Source organism: Caballeronia sp. S22 (genome assembly GCF_964261745.1).
GTDB classification, from domain to species: Bacteria; Pseudomonadota; Gammaproteobacteria; order Burkholderiales; family Burkholderiaceae; genus Caballeronia; species Caballeronia jiangsuensis.
On record NZ_OZ180038.1, the window covers coordinates 516666 to 533116 of the forward strand.

12 protein-coding genes are annotated in these 16451 nt (G+C 66.4%); all 12 read right to left on the reverse strand.

Annotation, left to right across the window (positions count from 1 at the left end; all coding sequences use genetic code 11):
- Position 1: 1 nt before the first annotated feature.
- Positions 2-1390 carry a type VI secretion system baseplate subunit TssK gene (gene tssK / locus ACEN42_RS29015; protein ID WP_371883912.1) on the reverse strand — a complete coding sequence of 463 codons (1389 nt, stop codon included), beginning with the start codon at positions 1388-1390 and terminating at the stop codon, positions 2-4.
- Positions 1391-1406: 16 nt separating this feature from the next.
- The gene (gene tssJ / locus ACEN42_RS29020; RefSeq protein WP_371883913.1) at positions 1407-2180 is read right to left on the reverse strand and encodes a type VI secretion system lipoprotein TssJ; all 774 of its coding nucleotides are present in this window, start codon (positions 2178-2180) and stop codon (positions 1407-1409) included.
- Between the two features lie 129 nt (positions 2181-2309).
- The gene (locus ACEN42_RS29025) at positions 2310-3086 is read right to left on the reverse strand and encodes a hypothetical protein (RefSeq protein WP_371883914.1); all 777 of its coding nucleotides are present in this window, start codon (positions 3084-3086) and stop codon (positions 2310-2312) included.
- Positions 3087-3106: 20 nt separating this feature from the next.
- Complete coding sequence (locus ACEN42_RS29030) at positions 3107-3502, reverse strand: DUF4150 domain-containing protein (protein ID WP_035501275.1); 396 nt, start codon at positions 3500-3502, stop codon at positions 3107-3109.
- Between the two features lie 8 nt (positions 3503-3510).
- Positions 3511-4176, reverse strand: coding sequence for a DUF3540 domain-containing protein (locus ACEN42_RS29035; RefSeq protein ID WP_371883915.1), 666 nt, complete (start codon positions 4174-4176; stop codon positions 3511-3513).
- A 28-nt stretch (positions 4177-4204) separates the two neighbouring features.
- Entirely contained in the window at positions 4205-5233 is a 1029-nt protein-coding gene (locus ACEN42_RS29040) for a pentapeptide repeat-containing protein (protein WP_371883916.1), read from the reverse strand.
- A complete protein-coding gene (locus ACEN42_RS29045; protein WP_371883917.1) occupies positions 5230-7869 on the reverse strand; it encodes a DUF2169 domain-containing protein in 2640 nt (879 codons plus the stop codon). The genes ACEN42_RS29040 and ACEN42_RS29045 overlap by 4 nt, the downstream gene beginning before the upstream one ends.
- A 4-nt stretch (positions 7870-7873) precedes the next feature.
- Positions 7874-10525, reverse strand: a complete 2652-nt coding sequence (locus ACEN42_RS29050) for a type VI secretion system Vgr family protein (protein ID WP_371883918.1) — start codon at positions 10523-10525, stop codon at positions 7874-7876.
- An 83-nt stretch (positions 10526-10608) separates the two neighbouring features.
- A complete protein-coding gene (gene tssH, locus ACEN42_RS29055) occupies positions 10609-13356 on the reverse strand; it encodes a type VI secretion system ATPase TssH (protein ID WP_371883919.1) in 2748 nt (915 codons plus the stop codon).
- Positions 13302-14285 (reverse strand): type VI secretion system baseplate subunit TssG, encoded by a 984-nt coding sequence (gene tssG / locus ACEN42_RS29060; protein ID WP_371883920.1) that lies wholly within the window; start codon positions 14283-14285, stop codon positions 13302-13304. Before tssG ends, tssH begins: the two co-directional genes overlap by 55 nt.
- Positions 14249-15970, reverse strand: a complete 1722-nt coding sequence (gene tssF / locus ACEN42_RS29065; RefSeq protein ID WP_035501267.1) for a type VI secretion system baseplate subunit TssF — start codon at positions 15968-15970, stop codon at positions 14249-14251. Before tssF ends, tssG begins: the two co-directional genes overlap by 37 nt.
- 51 nt (positions 15971-16021) lie before the next feature.
- On the reverse strand, positions 16022-16438 hold the full coding sequence (gene tssE, locus ACEN42_RS29070) for a type VI secretion system baseplate subunit TssE (RefSeq protein WP_051626816.1): 417 nt from the start codon (positions 16436-16438) through the stop codon (positions 16022-16024).
- Between the last annotated feature and the right edge of the window lie 13 nt (positions 16439-16451).

A 16451-nucleotide genomic window follows, 5' to 3' on the forward strand; every position in this document is an offset into this window, starting at 1 on the left:
GCTATCTCCGCAGCACGACGATTTCGGCGCGCAGATCCTGCGGCGCGTCCGGCCATTGCAGCGCGATGTTCTCGTCGCGCTCGACGGCGTCCCAAAGTTCGCTCACCTGCTCGATCCGGAAGTAGTTCGACGACGCGCGCCGCGGCATGCCCTGCGGCGCGTTCGGCAGATGGATCAGCTCCAGCCCCGGCAGCGCGTGCGCGACGAGCCGCGTGACATCGGCGGCATTGGCGAGACGCGCATCGTAGAGCGCGCCATCGACGACCTGCGCCGCCGCCTGCTCCGTGCGCAGCACGAGATAGAAGCGGTTGCGCCGATCGAAGAACGCGCGCGGCAAATCGCCCGCGAACATGCCGTCGCGATAGTCGAGCACCGCGAGATGCTCCGGTCCGATCGCGATCTCGCCGAGCAGAAAGCCGATCAGCGCCTGCGCGCGCGAGAAGCAGTTGTAGAGATCGGCGTGATCGTAGGCGGGCAGGCCCGGCGTGCCGTCCTGCGCCTCGCCGAGCATGTCGAAGCGCTCGGAAAACGCGCTCAACTCGCCGACGAGATTGCGCAGCTCGCCGTACAGATGCCACGGATGCAGCGTCGGCGTCTGCGTCAGATGCACGAGGTTCGGCGCGGCGCGCGACAGCGTGCGCATCGCGAGCAGCAGCATCATGTAGCCGGGATCGAACTCGGCTTTCTGCAACTCGCGCGGATTCTTGAATTCCTGAAGATGATGCGCGCGGCCGACGACATCGTCGCGAATCTCGCGCACGATGCGCAGCAGCGCGTCGGAGCCGGCAAGCGCGTAGGCGGGCGGGATGAAGCGCTCCGACAGCGTCACCGTATCGCCGATGCGTGCGAGCTGCGCGATCGGAATCAGGTCGTACTGGCCGAGATTGGCGGTCTCGCCCTCGAAGAACACCTTCAGCACGTGCAGCAGCGTATGCACCGGCGCGGCCGGTCCGTTCGAATGCAGGTCGGGCACGTCGGCGGGGCGTTCGAGGCTCGCATAGCGGGTCGGCGCGGCGGCGGCGTCATCGGGCGATGCGCACATCGTCACGTTGTTGCCTTCGGCGGCGAACTTGCGCACGCCGAGATAGACCGTCAGCGCGCGTCCCTCGCCGATCGTGCTCGCGTCGAACGAACGCGGCGCGAGCACCGCGTTGCCGGGAAACTCGACATACGTGCGATCCGGAAAGATCAGCCTGGCCGCCCGCACTTCGATGGTCTGGCTCGCGATAGCGCCCGTCGCGATATCGAGCGCGCCCGCGCCCCAGAAATGCGGCAGACCCGTCTCGACGACCGGCTTGTTGCGGAACTGCTCGTGCAGCGACGCCAGCTGAAAGTGCTGGGGCTGCATGAACATGCCCTGATGCCAGTAGATGCCCTTGTTATGGTCCATGCGATGGGTTCGATGTCTAGTTGCTGAGCTTGCGCAAGGGCGTGTCCTGCGAACTCGCCGCGCCCACGACGCCGGTCGTGGCGCCGGAGCCGTCCTGGCCCGCCGGTTTGTCGCTCAAACGGATTTCCTTGCCGCCGCCTTCGAGCTGCTGCGCGCGCTGAAGCGTCGCGGCATCCGGGCCGCCGGGCTGCACTTCGGCGTTGAGAATGCCTTGCGCGCCGAGATTGAGGCGCACGACGAGCGGCCCCGGCAGCTTGGTATGCGTGCGGAAGATGAAGCCCGAGGTCTTCGTGACAACGGGAACGTCGAACTGGCGCGCCGCGTTGGTCACGCCGAACTGCGCGTAGCCCGCAACGAGGCCGATCGAGCGCGTGCTCTGCGCGCGGTCGAGAATCAGATACGAATGCTGGCCCGGCGCGACCACATAGCGCGAGAACTGCGAGAAGGTCTGCGGCACCTTGCCCGTCGCCATGGTTTCGGCGAGCGCGTTCGGGTCGGCGGAGAGATTGCGGAACGCCTGCGCATCGCCGGTCTCGTAGACGCCCAGCAAGAGCGTGTGCGACTGGCCGTCGTACTGGTTGAGGCCCGGATCGGCGGTGATCTCGAACATCACCGCGTCGGTCGCGTAACTCCAGGTGACGTCGGCGAGCGGGTCTTTCGGCGGCGCGCTGCCGCATCCCGTCAGCGCGAGCACGGCCGCCGCGCATGCCAGCGACGCCATCCGCCGCATTGCGCGCCCGCGATTCCTGCCGCGCGTCGCGGCATCGTTTGTCATTACAGCCACAGCCATTGCCGGTGCCTCTTTCATGTGCCGTCGAGCATTACCCACTGCCACCCATTCTCCGGATATTGCGTCGCGCTCATGCGGCGAAAAAAGGCGGTTTTCCGGCCTTATTCGAAGGCTGCCGGGAAAACGGCGTCAGACGAGCGGCAGGATCGTCGCGCTGACTTCGCTGTCTTCGGTGTACGGCATGAAGAGGATCGATTCGGGCGTGCCCTTCACGCGGGCGTAATAGACATCGTCTGCGCCGAGGCGGTTGCGCACCGCCCACGCCGTGAATTCGCGCTCGCCGACCTGCAGCGTCAGCCCTTCCTGCGCGAACTCCAGCACGGTTTTCTCCGGCAGCTTGCCGCGCGGGCCGACCGCCTGAAAATCGATCGTCGCGCCGCCGCCATGAACGCCGAACACGACGCCCTGCCATTCGCCCTCGCGCGGCCCGATGGCGAACCATTGCCCGAGTTGCTCCTCGCCGACCACCTCGAAGCGGTGATCCTGCGGCTCGCCCGCCTTCGCGAGGTTCGCGCGCGCGACGATCTTCGCCGGCCATGACGGATGGTTCTCGACCAGCACGGTCGCGCCGCCGAGCAGCGCCGGCATGCTCTCGATGCCCGCCGCGCCCGACAGCACCATCGGAAAGCCAGGCCCGCGCGCTTCGCGCAGACTCGCGGCGAACACCGACAGGCCGTAGCGGATCGACGGCTTCGCGAGCACGGCATCGTCGGCGAGGATCAGCCAGAGATCGGCGCGTGCGGCGTTCAGCGCGTCGAGGCCGGCGCGCCATGCGAGCTTCGCGGGTTCATCGACCCAGAAGTGGCCTTGCGTCGCGAGGCCGTAACGTTTGAGCAACTGCGACACGGCAGCGACGCGCGCGGCGTCCTTTTCCTTGTCGAACGCGGTGATCCAGACGGTTTTCATGATGGTTTTTTTCCTCTCGTTCAACTCATGACCATCACGACGGACTGGCTCGGCGCGAGCACCGCGCCGACCATGTTGCCTTCGTTGTGCTGGGTCGGATCGCTGAGCCGCACGGCGGGCGAGCCTTCGAATTTCACCGTGACACTGCCCATCATGAACTGGACCTTGCCCATCATCTTGCCCGACACGACGCCGCCCGCGACGCCCGCCTCGTCGCCCGAGCTCAGCGGAATCTCCGACGACTTGGTGAGCGCCGGCATGCCGCCGACGAGCACCTTGACGGTCGCCGGATTGCCCATCGGCGGCATGCCGATGTTCGGATACGGAATCGGGATCGGCGGCGCGGGAGGCGCGGGCGTCTTGCATACATCGGGCATCGCCATGCACTGGCCGCCCGCTTTGGTGACTGCGAACATGTCGGCTCCTATCCGAGATCGATCTTGTCGGCGTCGATCTTCACCTGGCCTTCGGCCAGAATCGTCGCGTGGCGGGCGGAAACGTGCATGCGCTCCTCGACGTGCATGCGCACGCGGCCGGCGTGCGTCTCGTCGGCGTTGTCGATCCGGCGAACGCTGTCGCGCGCGCGCTGGATCAGGCGTCCGACCGTGCTCGTGATCTGCTGCGCGACCGTGCTTACCGCGCCGAAGCGGCCCTGCAACTGCTGGATCGCCGCCTCCATGCGATGGAACGTGATCTCGCCGCGCACGCCCGTCATCGCGATCTCGGGCGCCTGCATCGTCAGGCTGCGCGCGGCTTTCATGTCGACGCTGTCGGCTTCCACGCGCAGCGCGCCGCGATCCGTGTGCAGCGCGACATCGCCGGGCAGCACGAGCGCCGCGCACGATGGCTGCGCCCGCGCGAGCACCGCGAGCACGTACGAAATCGCGTTCGCGCCGCTCGCGGCGACGAGCACGGTGTCGCCGCACTCCGGTTCGACGAGACAGCTTTCCGCGCGCAACGCGCGCAGCGGCGCGCGCCCGGCGGCGTCGAACAGAAACCAGCGGTCGGCGCGGCCGGTCACGGTCGCGTAGGTGAGCTGGACGGCGGGATCGTCGCCGGGCCGGGCGATCGTGACGAGCGTACGGTTCATGGCCGTGTTTCCTTGAATGAGGTTCATGTCAGACGCGCGGCTGCCATTGCTCGGCGCGCGCGAGCGCGGGATCGGTGCGGCGCGCGCCGTCGAACGACGCGCCGCTCAGTTGCGCGCCCTGATCGACGAGCGCATGCAGATTGGCGCCGCCGAAGTCCGCGCGCGTGCAATCCGCGCCGGACAGGTCCGCGTGCGAGAGATCGCAGTACGCAAAGCGCGCGGCTTTCAGCGATGCCCGCTGCCACACGCTCGCGCTCAGCACCGACTGATTCCAGCGCGAGGCATCGGCGCGCGCGGCGGCGAAGTTCGCCTCGCTCGCGTTGACCATCTCGCAGACCGCGTCGGTGAGATCGGCGCGTTCGAAAACGGCGTTCAGCAGCGCCGCGAAGCTCGCGCGCACGCCGCGTAGCGTCGCGTCCTGCAACTGCGCGCCGACGAAGCTCGTGCGATCGAGCGCGATGCCGGACAGGTCGGCTTTTCGCAGCGACGCGCCGTCGAGGATCGTCATCGTCAGATCGCAGTTGCGCAAATCCTGGCCGCTCAGGTCGGCACCGCGCAGATACGCTTGCGCAAGCGATGCGCCGGTCAGACGCGCGCTCGTGAGGTCCGCGTCCATCGCGGTGAAGCGATGCAGGTTCGCGCCGGTGAAGTCGGTTTGGGCGTAGCGGCAGCCGTGCGCATCGGCGCGCACGAAGCTCGCGCCCGCGAACGATGCGCCGCCGAAGTCGCAGCGGTCGAACGCGGCGAACGCGCAATCCGCGTCGCGCACGCTCGCGCCGCTGAAGTCGGCGTTCTCGAAGCGCGTCTGCTGCGCGCGCAGGCCGTCGAGCCTTGCGCGCGCGAACGACACGTCCTGGAAATCGGCATCGGCGAACACGGCGTTCGTCAGATTGGCTTCCGCGAACGCGACGTTTTGCAGCCTGCATCCGGACAGATCGATGCCCGAAAGATCGGCGCCGGACAGATCGGCGTCGGCGAGCAGACGCTGCGCGGCGAGCGTCGCGCGGGCTTCGTCGGCGCTCATGCGCGCGCGGGTGGCGGGAGTCGTCGTGCTCATATGACAGGCGGCCTGAATTGAAGAATGGTGCGATCGATGTTCGAGCCTTCGAGGCTCGCGAGAGTCGGCTGCGCGCCGTCGAAGTCCACGCCGTACAAATTCGCGTGGCGCAGCAGCGTGCCCTTGAGGTTCGATTTGCGCAGCGAGCCGCCGAACAGGTTGACGGCATCGAGATCGGCACCGCTCAGGTCGGCCTTGTCGAAGCGCGCGCCCTTCGCCGACGACGCGCCGAAGCGTGCCGCCTGCGCCTGCGCACTGCCGAGATCGGCGTGATCGATGACGGCGCGCTCGAAGCTCGCGCGGCGAAGCTGCACGCCGTCCCATGCGGCGCGGATAAGGCGCGTGCGCGTGAAGCGTGCGTCGTCGAAACAGGTCTTCGCGTCGGCGCGCGACTGGCTCAGGTCGGCATCGGTGAAGACGGCTTGCTGCGCCTGCGCGCCGTAGAACTCCGCCTGACGGCACGCCGATGCCGAGAAATCGCAGCCCGCAAGACGGCTGCCGCTGAAGCTTGCCGCGACGAGATCGGCGCCGATGAACTTCGCGCCGCTCAGGTCGGCATCGGTGAAGCTCGCGTGCTGCGCGCGGCACGCCGACAGATCGGTCCCGGCAAGCTTCGATAGATCGAAGATCGCGCCGCGCAGATCGGCTTGGTTCAACTTCGACGCGGAGCAATCCGCGCCCGTGAAATCGGCGTCGGCGAGTTGCGCGCCGCGCAGGTCCGCTTTGGCGAACGTGCTCGCCGCCGCGCTCGATTGCGTGAATCGCGCGCGTTGCAGATCGGTTTCGCTCAGGTCGGCGCCGTGCAGCAGCGCCTGCGTGAAATCGGCGTCGGCGAGACGGCTGCCCGCGAACGAGGTCTTGTCGAGCACCGCGCCGGAGAAATCCGCGCCGGACAGATCGAGCTTCGAGAGATCGACGCCGCTCAGGTCGTAATTCGCGAGGCTCGCGCGCGCAGCGTGCCGCGCGATCACGTCTTCGCGCGTCAATCGGACGACGGCGGGCGCTTCGGCCTCGGGCATGTCGATGGCGGGCATGTCGATGGCGGGCGCGGGCGGCTTCGCGGCCAGCGCGGCGAGCGCGGCGAAATCGGCTGCCGACACGACGCCCGGCGGCGCGAGATGCGGCAGCGTTTCGGCCAGTTCGGGACGGCTCGCCAGTTGACGACGCACATCCGCCTCCGACAACCCGGCGTCGCGCAGGCGCTGCTGCGTTTCAGCCTGAAGCCGCGCGAGCAGGCCGGGCAGATCGGCAGCGCTGGCGTTGGCTTCCGGCTGGTTCAGATAGCGCGCCGCGTCGGTATCTTTCACGCCGTACTTCTGCATCAGCGCGCGGGTTTCCGCGTTCAGTTCGGCGACGCTCGCCTTGACTTCGGCCAGCGTCGGCACGCGTTCCGGCGCGGCGTCCTTCAGATACGGCGCGATATCGGCGTCGGTCTTGCCGAACTTCGCCATCAGCGCGCGGCTCTCGTTGTTCAATGCCGCGGTCTGCGTCTGTACGGCCGACAGCCCGGAGGTGTCGAACGAAATCGCCGCCGCCTGCGGTGCGGCCGCGACGGGCATCGCGACGGGCGCGGCAGCCTCGGCCGGTTCGACGGCAGCCGCCGCGCGCGCGGGAACCGCCACGGCGATCCGCTCGCGGAACACATCGCGGTAATGCTCGAACGGCAGCGGCGCATCGCCCTGACGCTCCCATTCGGCCATCACGTGCGTCACCTGGCTCGCGTCGGTATCGGCGATATTGGCGAGCGCGCGATACAGCACCACGCCGCATTCCAGCTCGGGAAAGAGCCAGAGCGTCTCCGCATGGGCGGCCACTTCGGTCAGCGTATCGTTCGCGTTGACGAAGCAGCGCGCCCGCAAGCGCGGCAGCACGCCCTGAAGCACGCTCGCACGCGGATGCATGTTGACGATCTCGAAACGCTCGTCGCCGGTGAAATAGCCGGGCCGACGCTGATCGGACGGCGCGCTCAGAAAGAACTCGGGCCGTGTGTCCGACGGCAGATGCGGCCACTCACTCTTGAGCCAGCGCTCGTCGCACGCGCCCAGATGCTGCCGGCGCAACGGCGCGTCGCTGCCGAATCCCCAGAAGCCCGCCGGCGCCGCGCGATCGCCACGGCTCGCGATGCGCCGCGTTTCGCTCTCGACGTTCGGCAGCGGCCAGACGCGCGTGCCGTCTGCGTTGTCGATTTCCGCGTAACCCTTGCCGGCCGGATTGTCGGCGCAGCCCGTGCCGCCGAATGCGGTCGCGGGTTCGATCGGCATGCGCGCGTAAGGCGTGGTCGCCGAGATCAGGCCGAGCGCGTTGAACCGGCGCTCGCCGCTGACCACGAGCGACTTGCCGAGCGCGCCGATCCGCGCGCTGACCCGCTGCTGCACGACCTGCGTGCCCGCCGGCGCATGCGCCGCGCCGTGGATGAGATATTCGCCAACGGGCTTCGGATAGCCTTCGTCGAGGATCGCGTTCTTGCCGAGCGCGCCGGCGACAGCGGCCCACATGTCGGGTTCGGGCATCAGTCCATCGAGACCGGCGTCGTCGAAGCGAAAGCCGGCAATCATGCCGATGGAGAGCACGTCGCGCCGCGCGAGCCGCAGGCCGCGATAGACGAGCGCGAGATTGTCGGGCTTGAGGATCTTCATGCCGTCATCCCAACTGGATCAGCGCGCTGTTGAACTTCACCGTCGAGCCGTTGAACTTCACCTGCGAGGCCGTCACGCTGAATGCGTTGGCGGCTTCCACGTTCACGTTCGTGGAGATGGCCGCGACCTTGTCCAGTCCGTCGATGGTCACCTGCGCGCCCTTGATCGATACGTTGCCGGCCGCCTGCGCCGAGAGCGCGCCGGTCGCCTTCAGGCCGAGGTCCGCGCCGGCAGTGGCCGTCAGGTTCGACACCGCCGTCATCTTGATGGTCGCGGCGCGCGTGCCGGCGCCGTCGCCATCGACCCAAGTCGTATTGGCGCCGCCGGCCTTGAGCACCACTTGCAGGCTGTCGACCTCTACGCTCGACGACACGCCCGGCCCGCTCGCCACGGACAGCTCGCTGCCGAACTGCGACATGTTCAGCGTCGAGCCGATGCCGGGCAACGGCAATACAGTCGCCTTGATGCCCGAAATGCCGAGCTCGATGTTGCTGGCGTAGAGCGGCTTGGCCTCGCTCGCGGCGGCGATCGCCTTCGCGCCGTCGAACAGCACCTTGTGCGCGAGGATCGACGTGAGCGCGCCGCCCAATGCGGTCTGCGCCGCCGTGACGCCGTAGCTGCCCGGCGTCCACGGCGCGACCTTGCCCGAGCCGCCGCCGGCGTCGTCGGCCGCGCTGATCGCGAGGCCCGCTTCCGCCGCGATCACCGCGTTCACCGCGAGACTCAGCGCGACGGCTCCCTTGATCGAATCCTTCACGCCATCGACCGTCGTCTTGATGATCGGGTCCTGGCCGCCCGAGATCAGCACCGTTTCCGCGCCCTGCAGCTTGCCGGAGGTCTTGAGCGAAACCGTGTCGGAATCGTCCACGGTGATGCTCTTGCCCTTGTTCCAGCTCACGTTGGTGCTGAGACCGAACGACACGTTCGCGCCGAACGACGCCTTCGTGGTCATCGACGCCGACAGCGAGCCTTCGTAGGACAACGTGAGCGAATTCTTCGTCCCCGCGAACAGCGAGTTGCTGACGCCGACCGTCACGCTTTCCGAGCTGCCCGCCGTGCTGGTCCACAGGCTGCCGCCGCCGTTCACGTCGGTCGAGCCGATGCCGATCGTGCTGTTGTGAAACGGCGAATGCAGCCACACGGCTTCCTTGCCCTTGCTGTCGGTCATGTGCAACTGATTGCCGCCCGCCGTCGCGATGCGGTTCGCCTGCGCGTTCTGCTGCGTGACGACGTTGCTGTTCTCCGAATTCGCCAGGCTACCGACGATCACCGGCTGATCCGGATCGCCGTCGATGAAGGACAGCAGCACTTCCGCATCCTTGTGCAGCGGGAAATGCATGCCGTGGTCCGTGCCCGCGTACGGCGACGCCATGCGCAGCCGCGCGGAACTCTTGTTGGCGTTCTTGTCGGTCTTGTCGAACGGCAGTTGCACCTTGTACTGGCCGTACTCGTCGAGCTCGGCGTACTCGCCGCTGCCTTCGCTGTCGATGGTCGCGTTCATCGTGCCGGCCACGCGCGGCTTGGCCGTCGTGCGCTCGGGGCGGAACTGCGTCGCGGCCGGGATCGCACGGAAGCTGTTGCGGTAGACGATCTCGCCGCCGCGCGCGCCCTCGCTGTACGGGCTCGTCACGCCGTTGAGCAGCGCGCCCGCCTGCGAGCCCTGATGATGCACTTCGGTGACGAGATAGCGGCCGTTGAAGTCGTCGCGATAGTGAAACCCGAGCGTGAAGAAGAAGCCGCTGCGCAAGCCGAGCGCGGTGCCTTCGCCCGAATACACCTTGCCGCCGCAGACGAGCTCCTGCGCGCGCAGCTTCGCGTAGCGGTCGCCTTCCTGCTGGTCGCGGAAGTTCTCGCCGTACAGCATGACTTCGCCGATACCCGCATCCGACACGGTCGCGCGAGCCTTCAACTGCACCGTGGCCTTGCGATAGTTGTAGTCCTGCAAAACCACTTCATGCGGCAGCGGTTTTTGCCGGCACACGAAGTCGCGCACCGAATCGGCGGCGAGGCCGGTGTCGAGCGAATCATCCGGACGATACGCAACGGCGAGCGTGTCCGCCGCGTGCATGATCTTGTCGTCGATCACGACGAGCTTGTCCGCGCCGCCTGCATGGTCGAAGTAGTAGTACACGCCCTCCTTCTCCAGCCAGCGCGACACGAAGTCGAGATACGTCTCCTGATACTGGCAGACGAAGGTGCGCGGCCGGTAGTCGCCGGTGAGCCGGAATTCATAATCGGCGGAATTCAGGCGGCCGGTTTCGAGCACGCCGCGCACGGTATCGGTGATCGGGCGTTCGTCGAGATACACCTCGGAGATGCGAAAGAGCGACAGCCGCCACAGGCGCGGCACCAGCACGGCGCGATAGAACACATAACCGTCCGCGCGATGCAGTTGCTCGAACTCGGCGAGGATGCCGTGATACGGCGCGCGGATGCCGCCTTCCGGGCCGTAGATCACGAACGACGCGCGATGGCTCAGCATCGTGTCGAAATCGATCGATGCATCGTCCGATACCAGCGTGAGGACAAAGCGGAAAGGCTGCGAGATCGCCTCGAAGCCTTCCATTTCGACGACCGCGAACTTGTCCGCGCCGAACGCTTCGGACGTGAAATCGAAGCGCTTGTTGGCGAGAATCCGGTCGGACAGTGCGTTCATGTTTGAATCTCCGTACAGGTGATGCTCGTTATTCTTGCGGCGCTCGGTCACCGCATGATTTCAGCCGCGTTACGTTTGAAACTTCAGGCCGGCGCGCCGGGAAACGTCACGGCGAAATCGCCGCTCTCGTTCACGTCGAGCGCCACTTCCGGCAGCGCGACGCCCTCGCCCATGCGCGTGAGAATTTCCTGCGACATCAGCGGCAGCACCGTGCCGCGCAGAATGAAATCGATGTTGCGCGCGCCCGTTTCGACTTCCGTGCAGCGCGCCGCGATCTGCGCGACCACCGCATCGGTATAGGTGAAACGCATCTTGTTGTTATGCGCGACGCGACGCACGATCTTGCCGAGCTTCAGGCGCACGATGCCCGCGAGTGCGTCGGTGGCGAGCGCGAAGTACGGAATCACGGTCATGCGCGCGAGCAGCGCGGGCTTGAAGTGATTCGACAGGATCGGCCGCACCGCGGAAAGCAGCGTCGCCGCGTCGGGCTTGTCATCGCCCGCGGTCATTTCGGTGATGACATCGGTCGCGAGATTCGACGTGAGGAAGATCACCGTGTTCGAAAAGTCGATCTCCTTGCCCTCGCCGTCCGACAGCATGCCCTTGTCGAACACCTGATAGAACAGGTTCATCACGTCGAGATGCGCCTTTTCCACTTCGTCGAGCAGCACGACCGAATACGGGCGCTGGCGCACCGCTTCGGTCAGCACGCCGCCCTCGCCGTAACCGACATATCCCGGCGGCGAGCCGATCAGCCGGCTCACGTTGTGCTTCTCCTGGAACTCGCTCATGTTGATGACGGTGGTCGATTTTTCGTCGCCGAACATGATGTCCGCCACCGACAGCGCCGTCTCCGTCTTGCCGACTCCCGACGGACCCGCGAGCAGGAACACGCCCATCGGCTGATCCGGGTCCTTCAGGCCCGACTTGGCGGTCTTCAGCACTTCGGCGATCTGCTCCATCGCGTGATCCTGGCCGCGGATGCGCGCCTTCAGCGTGTCGGCCATGCGCATCACGCTCTGCGCCTGATCGCGCAGCATCTTGCCCGCCGGAATGCCGGTCCAGTCCGAGATCACGCGCGCGACCACGTCCGGATCGACGTCGATATGAACCAGCGGCTGATCGCCCTGCGCCGCCTTGAACGCGTCGGCGGCCGAAGCGATGTCGCGCGACAGCGCCTCCAGCGTGTCGGCGGGCGCGCCGGCAGCCTTCGCGTCGTGACGCGCCGCGCGCGCATCGAGCAGCGCGCGGGCGGCGTCGCGTTGGCGTTGCCAGAAGGCGCGGAGTTCTTCGGCTTGCGCGCCGAGCTTCGGCAATTCCTCGTCGATCTCGCGAAGACGCGCGAGGTCGACGGGCTGCTGGTTGTCCGCATCGCGCTCGAGTCCGTTCTTCTCGCGCTGCAATGCCTGGATGCGGCGCTCCATGTTCTCCAGCACGTCGGGCTTCGCGCTTTGCAGCACCTTCACGCGCGCGCAGGCGGTGTCGAGCAGATCGACGGCCTTGTCCGGCAACTGGCGGCCCATGATGTAGCGGCTCGACAACTCGGCCGCCGCGACGATCGCATCGTCGCGCAGCACGACCTTGTGCACGTCCTCGTACTTCTCCTTCAGGCCGCGCAGGATCAGCACGGCGGTATCGAGATCGGGTTCGTCGAGCTTGACGAGCTGGAAGCGCCGCGCGAGCGCCGCGTCCTTTTCGAAGTACTTCTTGTATTCGGCCCACGTCGTCGCGGCGATCGTGCGCAGCTCGCCGCGCGCGAGCGCCGGTTTCAGCAGATTGGCCGCGTCCGAAGTGCCCGCCTGACCGCCCGCGCCGATCAGCGTGTGCGCTTCGTCGATGAAGAGAATGATCGGTTTCGCCGACGCCTTCACTTCGGTGATGACACCCTTCAGGCGATTCTCGAACTCGCCCTTCACGCTCGCGCCCGCTTGCAGCAGGCCCATGTCGAGACCGAGGATCGTCACGTCCTTCAGCGAATCGGGCACGTCGCCTTCGACCACGCGCAGCGCCAGCCCTTCGACGACCGCCGTCTTGCCGACGCCCGGATCGCCGACGCAAATCGGGTTGTTCTTGCGGCGTCGCGCGAGGATATCGACCATCTGGCGAATCTCGGCATCGCGGCCGAACACCGGATCGAGCTTGCCCGCGCGCGCCTTCTCGGTGAAGTTTTCGCAGAAGCGCGCGATCGCGCTGCCGTCGCCGCCGGCGGGCGCGGACGCATCGCTCGCGCTGTCACCGAGCGCCTCGCGCGTGCCCGCTTCGACGGAACCGCCGCACACCGCATCGAACGAACGGATCAGCGTTTCGCGATTCAGCGCGCGCAACGGCGGAGCATAGTCGCCGGTCGCGTAATAGGTCGGGCGCGCGAGGAACGCGAGCAGCACCGCGCCCGAGCGGATGCGCGGCTCCTGCAGGTCCACCGATGCGATCAGCCACGCGTCCTGAAGCAATTCGAGCAGCAGCGGCGAGAACGCGGGACGCCCCGCGTTGCCCGTCCTCATCTGTTCGAGCGACAGGTTGATCGAGCGTTGCACCAGCGCCGCCTCGACGTCGTGCTGGCGCAGCAGGAGCGCGATATCGGCCTGTTGATCGTCGAACAGTTTGACGAGCAGATGCTCGACCGTGATCTCGTAATGACCGCGCGACACGCACAGCCCGACGCCATCTTCGAGCGCCTGTTTGCAAAAGCCGTTGAGGCGGCCCACCAGGGGCTTCAGTTCGACCAGCAGCATGTTAGTTTTCCTCTTAGTCTTTCCAGCAACGGCCAGCAGTGGGTTTAAAGAGCGTAATGAACCCGCGTCGGCAGCTTCGCCTCGCCGGGGTTGAGCCATGTATCGAAACCGAGCCGCGACCACGCGCCGCGACCCGTGCGCGCCGCGCCTGCTTCGTCATGGCGCAGTTGCAGCCCGACTTCGACGTCGAGCGGATCGGTCAGATAGAAACGCGTAAAAAAGCGCAGGCGCGCATGGGCGGTCCCGCCCGGCAGCATCTGTTGGAAAAGCGCTTGCGGCACGTTCGCGAATTCGATGCGGATCGCGCTTTCGTAATCGTCGATCTCCGAGCCGAGCCATGCGTCCTCGCCCAGACAGCTTTGCTGCCGTCCGAGTTGCCAGCGCTGATCGGCGGGAATCGGCACCACGCGCAGCACGCCGCACACCACGTTCACATCGGCGGGGGCGAAGGCATCGGCGAGCAGGGTTTTCAGGCCGAGCGCCGAGCGCGGCCGCTGGTTGAACAGGCCCGCGTAACGCAGCAGTTCGGCGCTGCCCGGCAACAGATCGACGCGCAGATCGGGATCGTGCAGACCGACGAACGCGTACAACTGATTGAGCGACGCCTCGTGCCGATCCTCGACGATGCGCTGCTCGACGCGATACTTCGCCCATCCGTCGAAGAGCAGCGGATACAACGCGTGATGCACGATATCGAGGAAATCGCGCGTGACGTGATGCCCTTCGCGCTCTTCTTCGAAGAGGTCTTCGGTGTAATACGTCGGCAGCGGCGATGCCACGCCGTACAAGCCGAAGAAGTTCGCCGTGATGCGATAGCCGCCTTCGGGCATCGCCTCGATGCGGTCGATATCGTTCTCGGGAAAGCCGAGCCCGAGGCGCGGCCGCACCCGCAGGTTCTCCTGATTCAGGCCCGTGTGACGGTCGTAGAGCCGCAGCAGCCGGATCGCCTGGAAGTAGGAATACTTCTCGCCGTTGGTGAGAAGCAGCGCCTTCACAGCATCGGTTGTTGTCCGAGTCTCGGCGGCCATTTGAAAACTTTCCCTGAGAGCGTGTCTTCGAGCTCGACGCGCGTATAGGAATTGATGCCGGCGTAGTCGCCGAGAAATCGCTCGAGCATGCAACCGAACAGATACAGATCGCCGATCCCGGCGTAATGGTCCTCACGGCAACGGATGCGGATCAACTGGCCGCGCTGCATGCCGCCACGGCCGACGAGCCGCGTCTCGCGCGTGACCGTCACATCGACGATGCCTTCGATGCGACGCCGGTTCGACAGCTCCTGGCCCTGCCGCCCGGCGAACACGTAAAGGCCGAGCAGCTTGCGCAGGTTGTCGGCGCTGGCGAGCGACAGCAGATTCAGCGACACGTGCGACAGCAGGCACCACAGCAGTTCCTCGCCCGCGGGCGGGTCCTGCGCGGGCGTGATCGCGCGGATATTGGTGAAGCTCATCTGATCGGGCGACGAGCTGGTCGGCACGTTGATATCGCCCGGCTTCAGGCCTTCCGGCAACGCGCGGTTCGTGCAGGTGACGCGGATCGACAGCGTCTCCGGCAGCGGCGTCTCCGACGGCGGATAGTTGAGCGACAGATACACGTCGCTGCCGCGCTCGACGTTCGCGCTTTTCAGCGTCGTGCGGTAGCTCAATTGCGCGCCGCGCCCGTCGTGACGAAACATGCTGAACGGCTGATACACGCGCTCCTGCGCGCGGCCCTGCTGATAGCCCAGCACCTGATCGACCGAATACACCTGATAGTGACGGCGATCGCGGCCTTCGGGAATCACGCGATATTCCGTCGCCCGGTGATCGTGCGTGATCGGGTCCGCGACATGCGCGAACACGTTGATCGCCGGGACCACGTTGAGCATGAAGCTTTCGGCGTCGATCTCGGGCATCCAGTCGTGCAGTGCATCGAGCGTCATCACGATGCTGAAGCTCGTGCCGTTCGCGTTCGCGGTCCAGCGCCTGATGCCCGTGATGTCGATGAAGAGAAACTTTTCCGGCTGCGCGAAGAATTCCTGGATCGTGCGATAGCCGCTCGACGCGTGGCCCGGATAAGTCAGCAAGCCCGCGTCGAAGCCGCTCGTGCGCAGGCTTTTCGCGCCGAGCGAAAGGCGCTCGCCGCCGCTTGCGATGCGCACGTCCGTGACGTGGTTCATCAACAGCAAGAGCAGCTTCGAAGCATCGACATGGCCGCCGTTCAGGAAGAGACGAATCGAATCGCCGTTCCATTGCGCGATGCTCGCGCCGCCGTCCATTTCGAAGTCGATCATCAGCACGGGCGCCGCGCCCGCGTGGCTCAGCAGATTGACTTCTGCGATGCGCAACGGCTCGACATCGAGATCCCAGGCGGTGCGAAAGCGGCACGACGTGCCATCCACCGGGACGGACGCGAGCTCGGTGCCCGCTGCCACGCGCGACGCCTGCGTGCGCGGACCTTTGGCCGCAAAGCCGATCAGCGTCGAGGCCGGAACGGGCCGCAGATAATGCGGAAACAGCAGATTGGTGAGTTCCTGAACGAACTCGGGAAACTGGTCGTCGAGCTTCTGGCGCGTGAGGCCCGTGAGAAACGCGACGCCTTCGAGCAGGCGCTCGACATCCGGATCGGCGGACGTGCCCGAGAGCATCGGCGCGATCGCCGGATTCGCGCGGGCGAATTCGGCGGCCAGGCCTTTCAGCTTGTTCAGCTCATCCTGATAGTATCGATTGAACATGCGTGACCGACTCGGCTGAATCCGGATAAGAAAGAGAGTGACGGCGTGAAATCAGTCGATGCTGACGCGCCCATTCGCGCCCACGGTCGTCGAGATGCGCAGCGGAATCTCGCGGTCGTCCACTTCGAGCGAACCTTCGAGCGCGAAGCGGATCGACAGCACATCGGTTTCCTCGCGATTGAGCGTGACGCGCGGCGACTTGATGCGGGGCTCGTAGCGCAGGACCATGCGGCGAATCTCCTCTTCGATCTCGCGCGTGGAGCCCATCGCGGTGGTGCCGGCAAGGTTCGTGAAATCGGGAACGCCGAATTGCGGATCGATCTGCACGCTGCCTTGCCGCGTGTTGAGCAGCCGGCTCAGATGGCCCATCACGGAATCGACAAGCACATCCACCTGGGTCTCGTTGGTGCGCGCTTCACCCGCGCTCCAGCTCGCGATCCGTTCCAGCAGCCGGCGCTCTCTCACCATTGCCCCCGCTCAG

Bases quoted from the DNA above. Each gene is read 5' to 3' on its own strand.
- tssK (WP_371883912.1), bottom strand. From the start codon at position 1,390: ATGGACCATAACAAGGGCATCTACTGGCATCAGGGCATGTTCATGCAG.
- ACEN42_RS29025 (WP_371883914.1), bottom strand. From the start codon at position 3,086: ATGAAAACCGTCTGGATCACCGCGTTCGACAAGGAAAAGGACGCCGCG.
- tssE (WP_051626816.1), bottom strand. From the start codon at position 16,438: ATGGTGAGAGAGCGCCGGCTGCTGGAACGGATCGCGAGCTGGAGCGCG.
- ACEN42_RS29030 (WP_035501275.1), bottom strand. From the start codon at position 3,502: ATGTTCGCAGTCACCAAAGCGGGCGGCCAGTGCATGGCGATGCCCGAT.
- tssJ (WP_371883913.1), bottom strand. From the start codon at position 2,180: ATGGCTGTGGCTGTAATGACAAACGATGCCGCGACGCGCGGCAGGAAT.
- tssG (WP_371883920.1), bottom strand. From the start codon at position 14,285: ATGGCCGCCGAGACTCGGACAACAACCGATGCTGTGAAGGCGCTGCTT.
- ACEN42_RS29050 (WP_371883918.1), bottom strand. From the start codon at position 10,525: ATGAACGCACTGTCCGACCGGATTCTCGCCAACAAGCGCTTCGATTTC.
- tssH (WP_371883919.1), bottom strand. From the start codon at position 13,356: ATGGCTCAACCCCGGCGAGGCGAAGCTGCCGACGCGGGTTCATTACGC.
- ACEN42_RS29035 (WP_371883915.1), bottom strand. From the start codon at position 4,176: ATGAACCGTACGCTCGTCACGATCGCCCGGCCCGGCGACGATCCCGCC.
- tssF (WP_035501267.1), bottom strand. From the start codon at position 15,970: ATGTTCAATCGATACTATCAGGATGAGCTGAACAAGCTGAAAGGCCTG.
- ACEN42_RS29045 (WP_371883917.1), bottom strand. From the start codon at position 7,869: ATGAAGATCCTCAAGCCCGACAATCTCGCGCTCGTCTATCGCGGCCTG.
- ACEN42_RS29040 (WP_371883916.1), bottom strand. From the start codon at position 5,233: ATGAGCACGACGACTCCCGCCACCCGCGCGCGCATGAGCGCCGACGAA.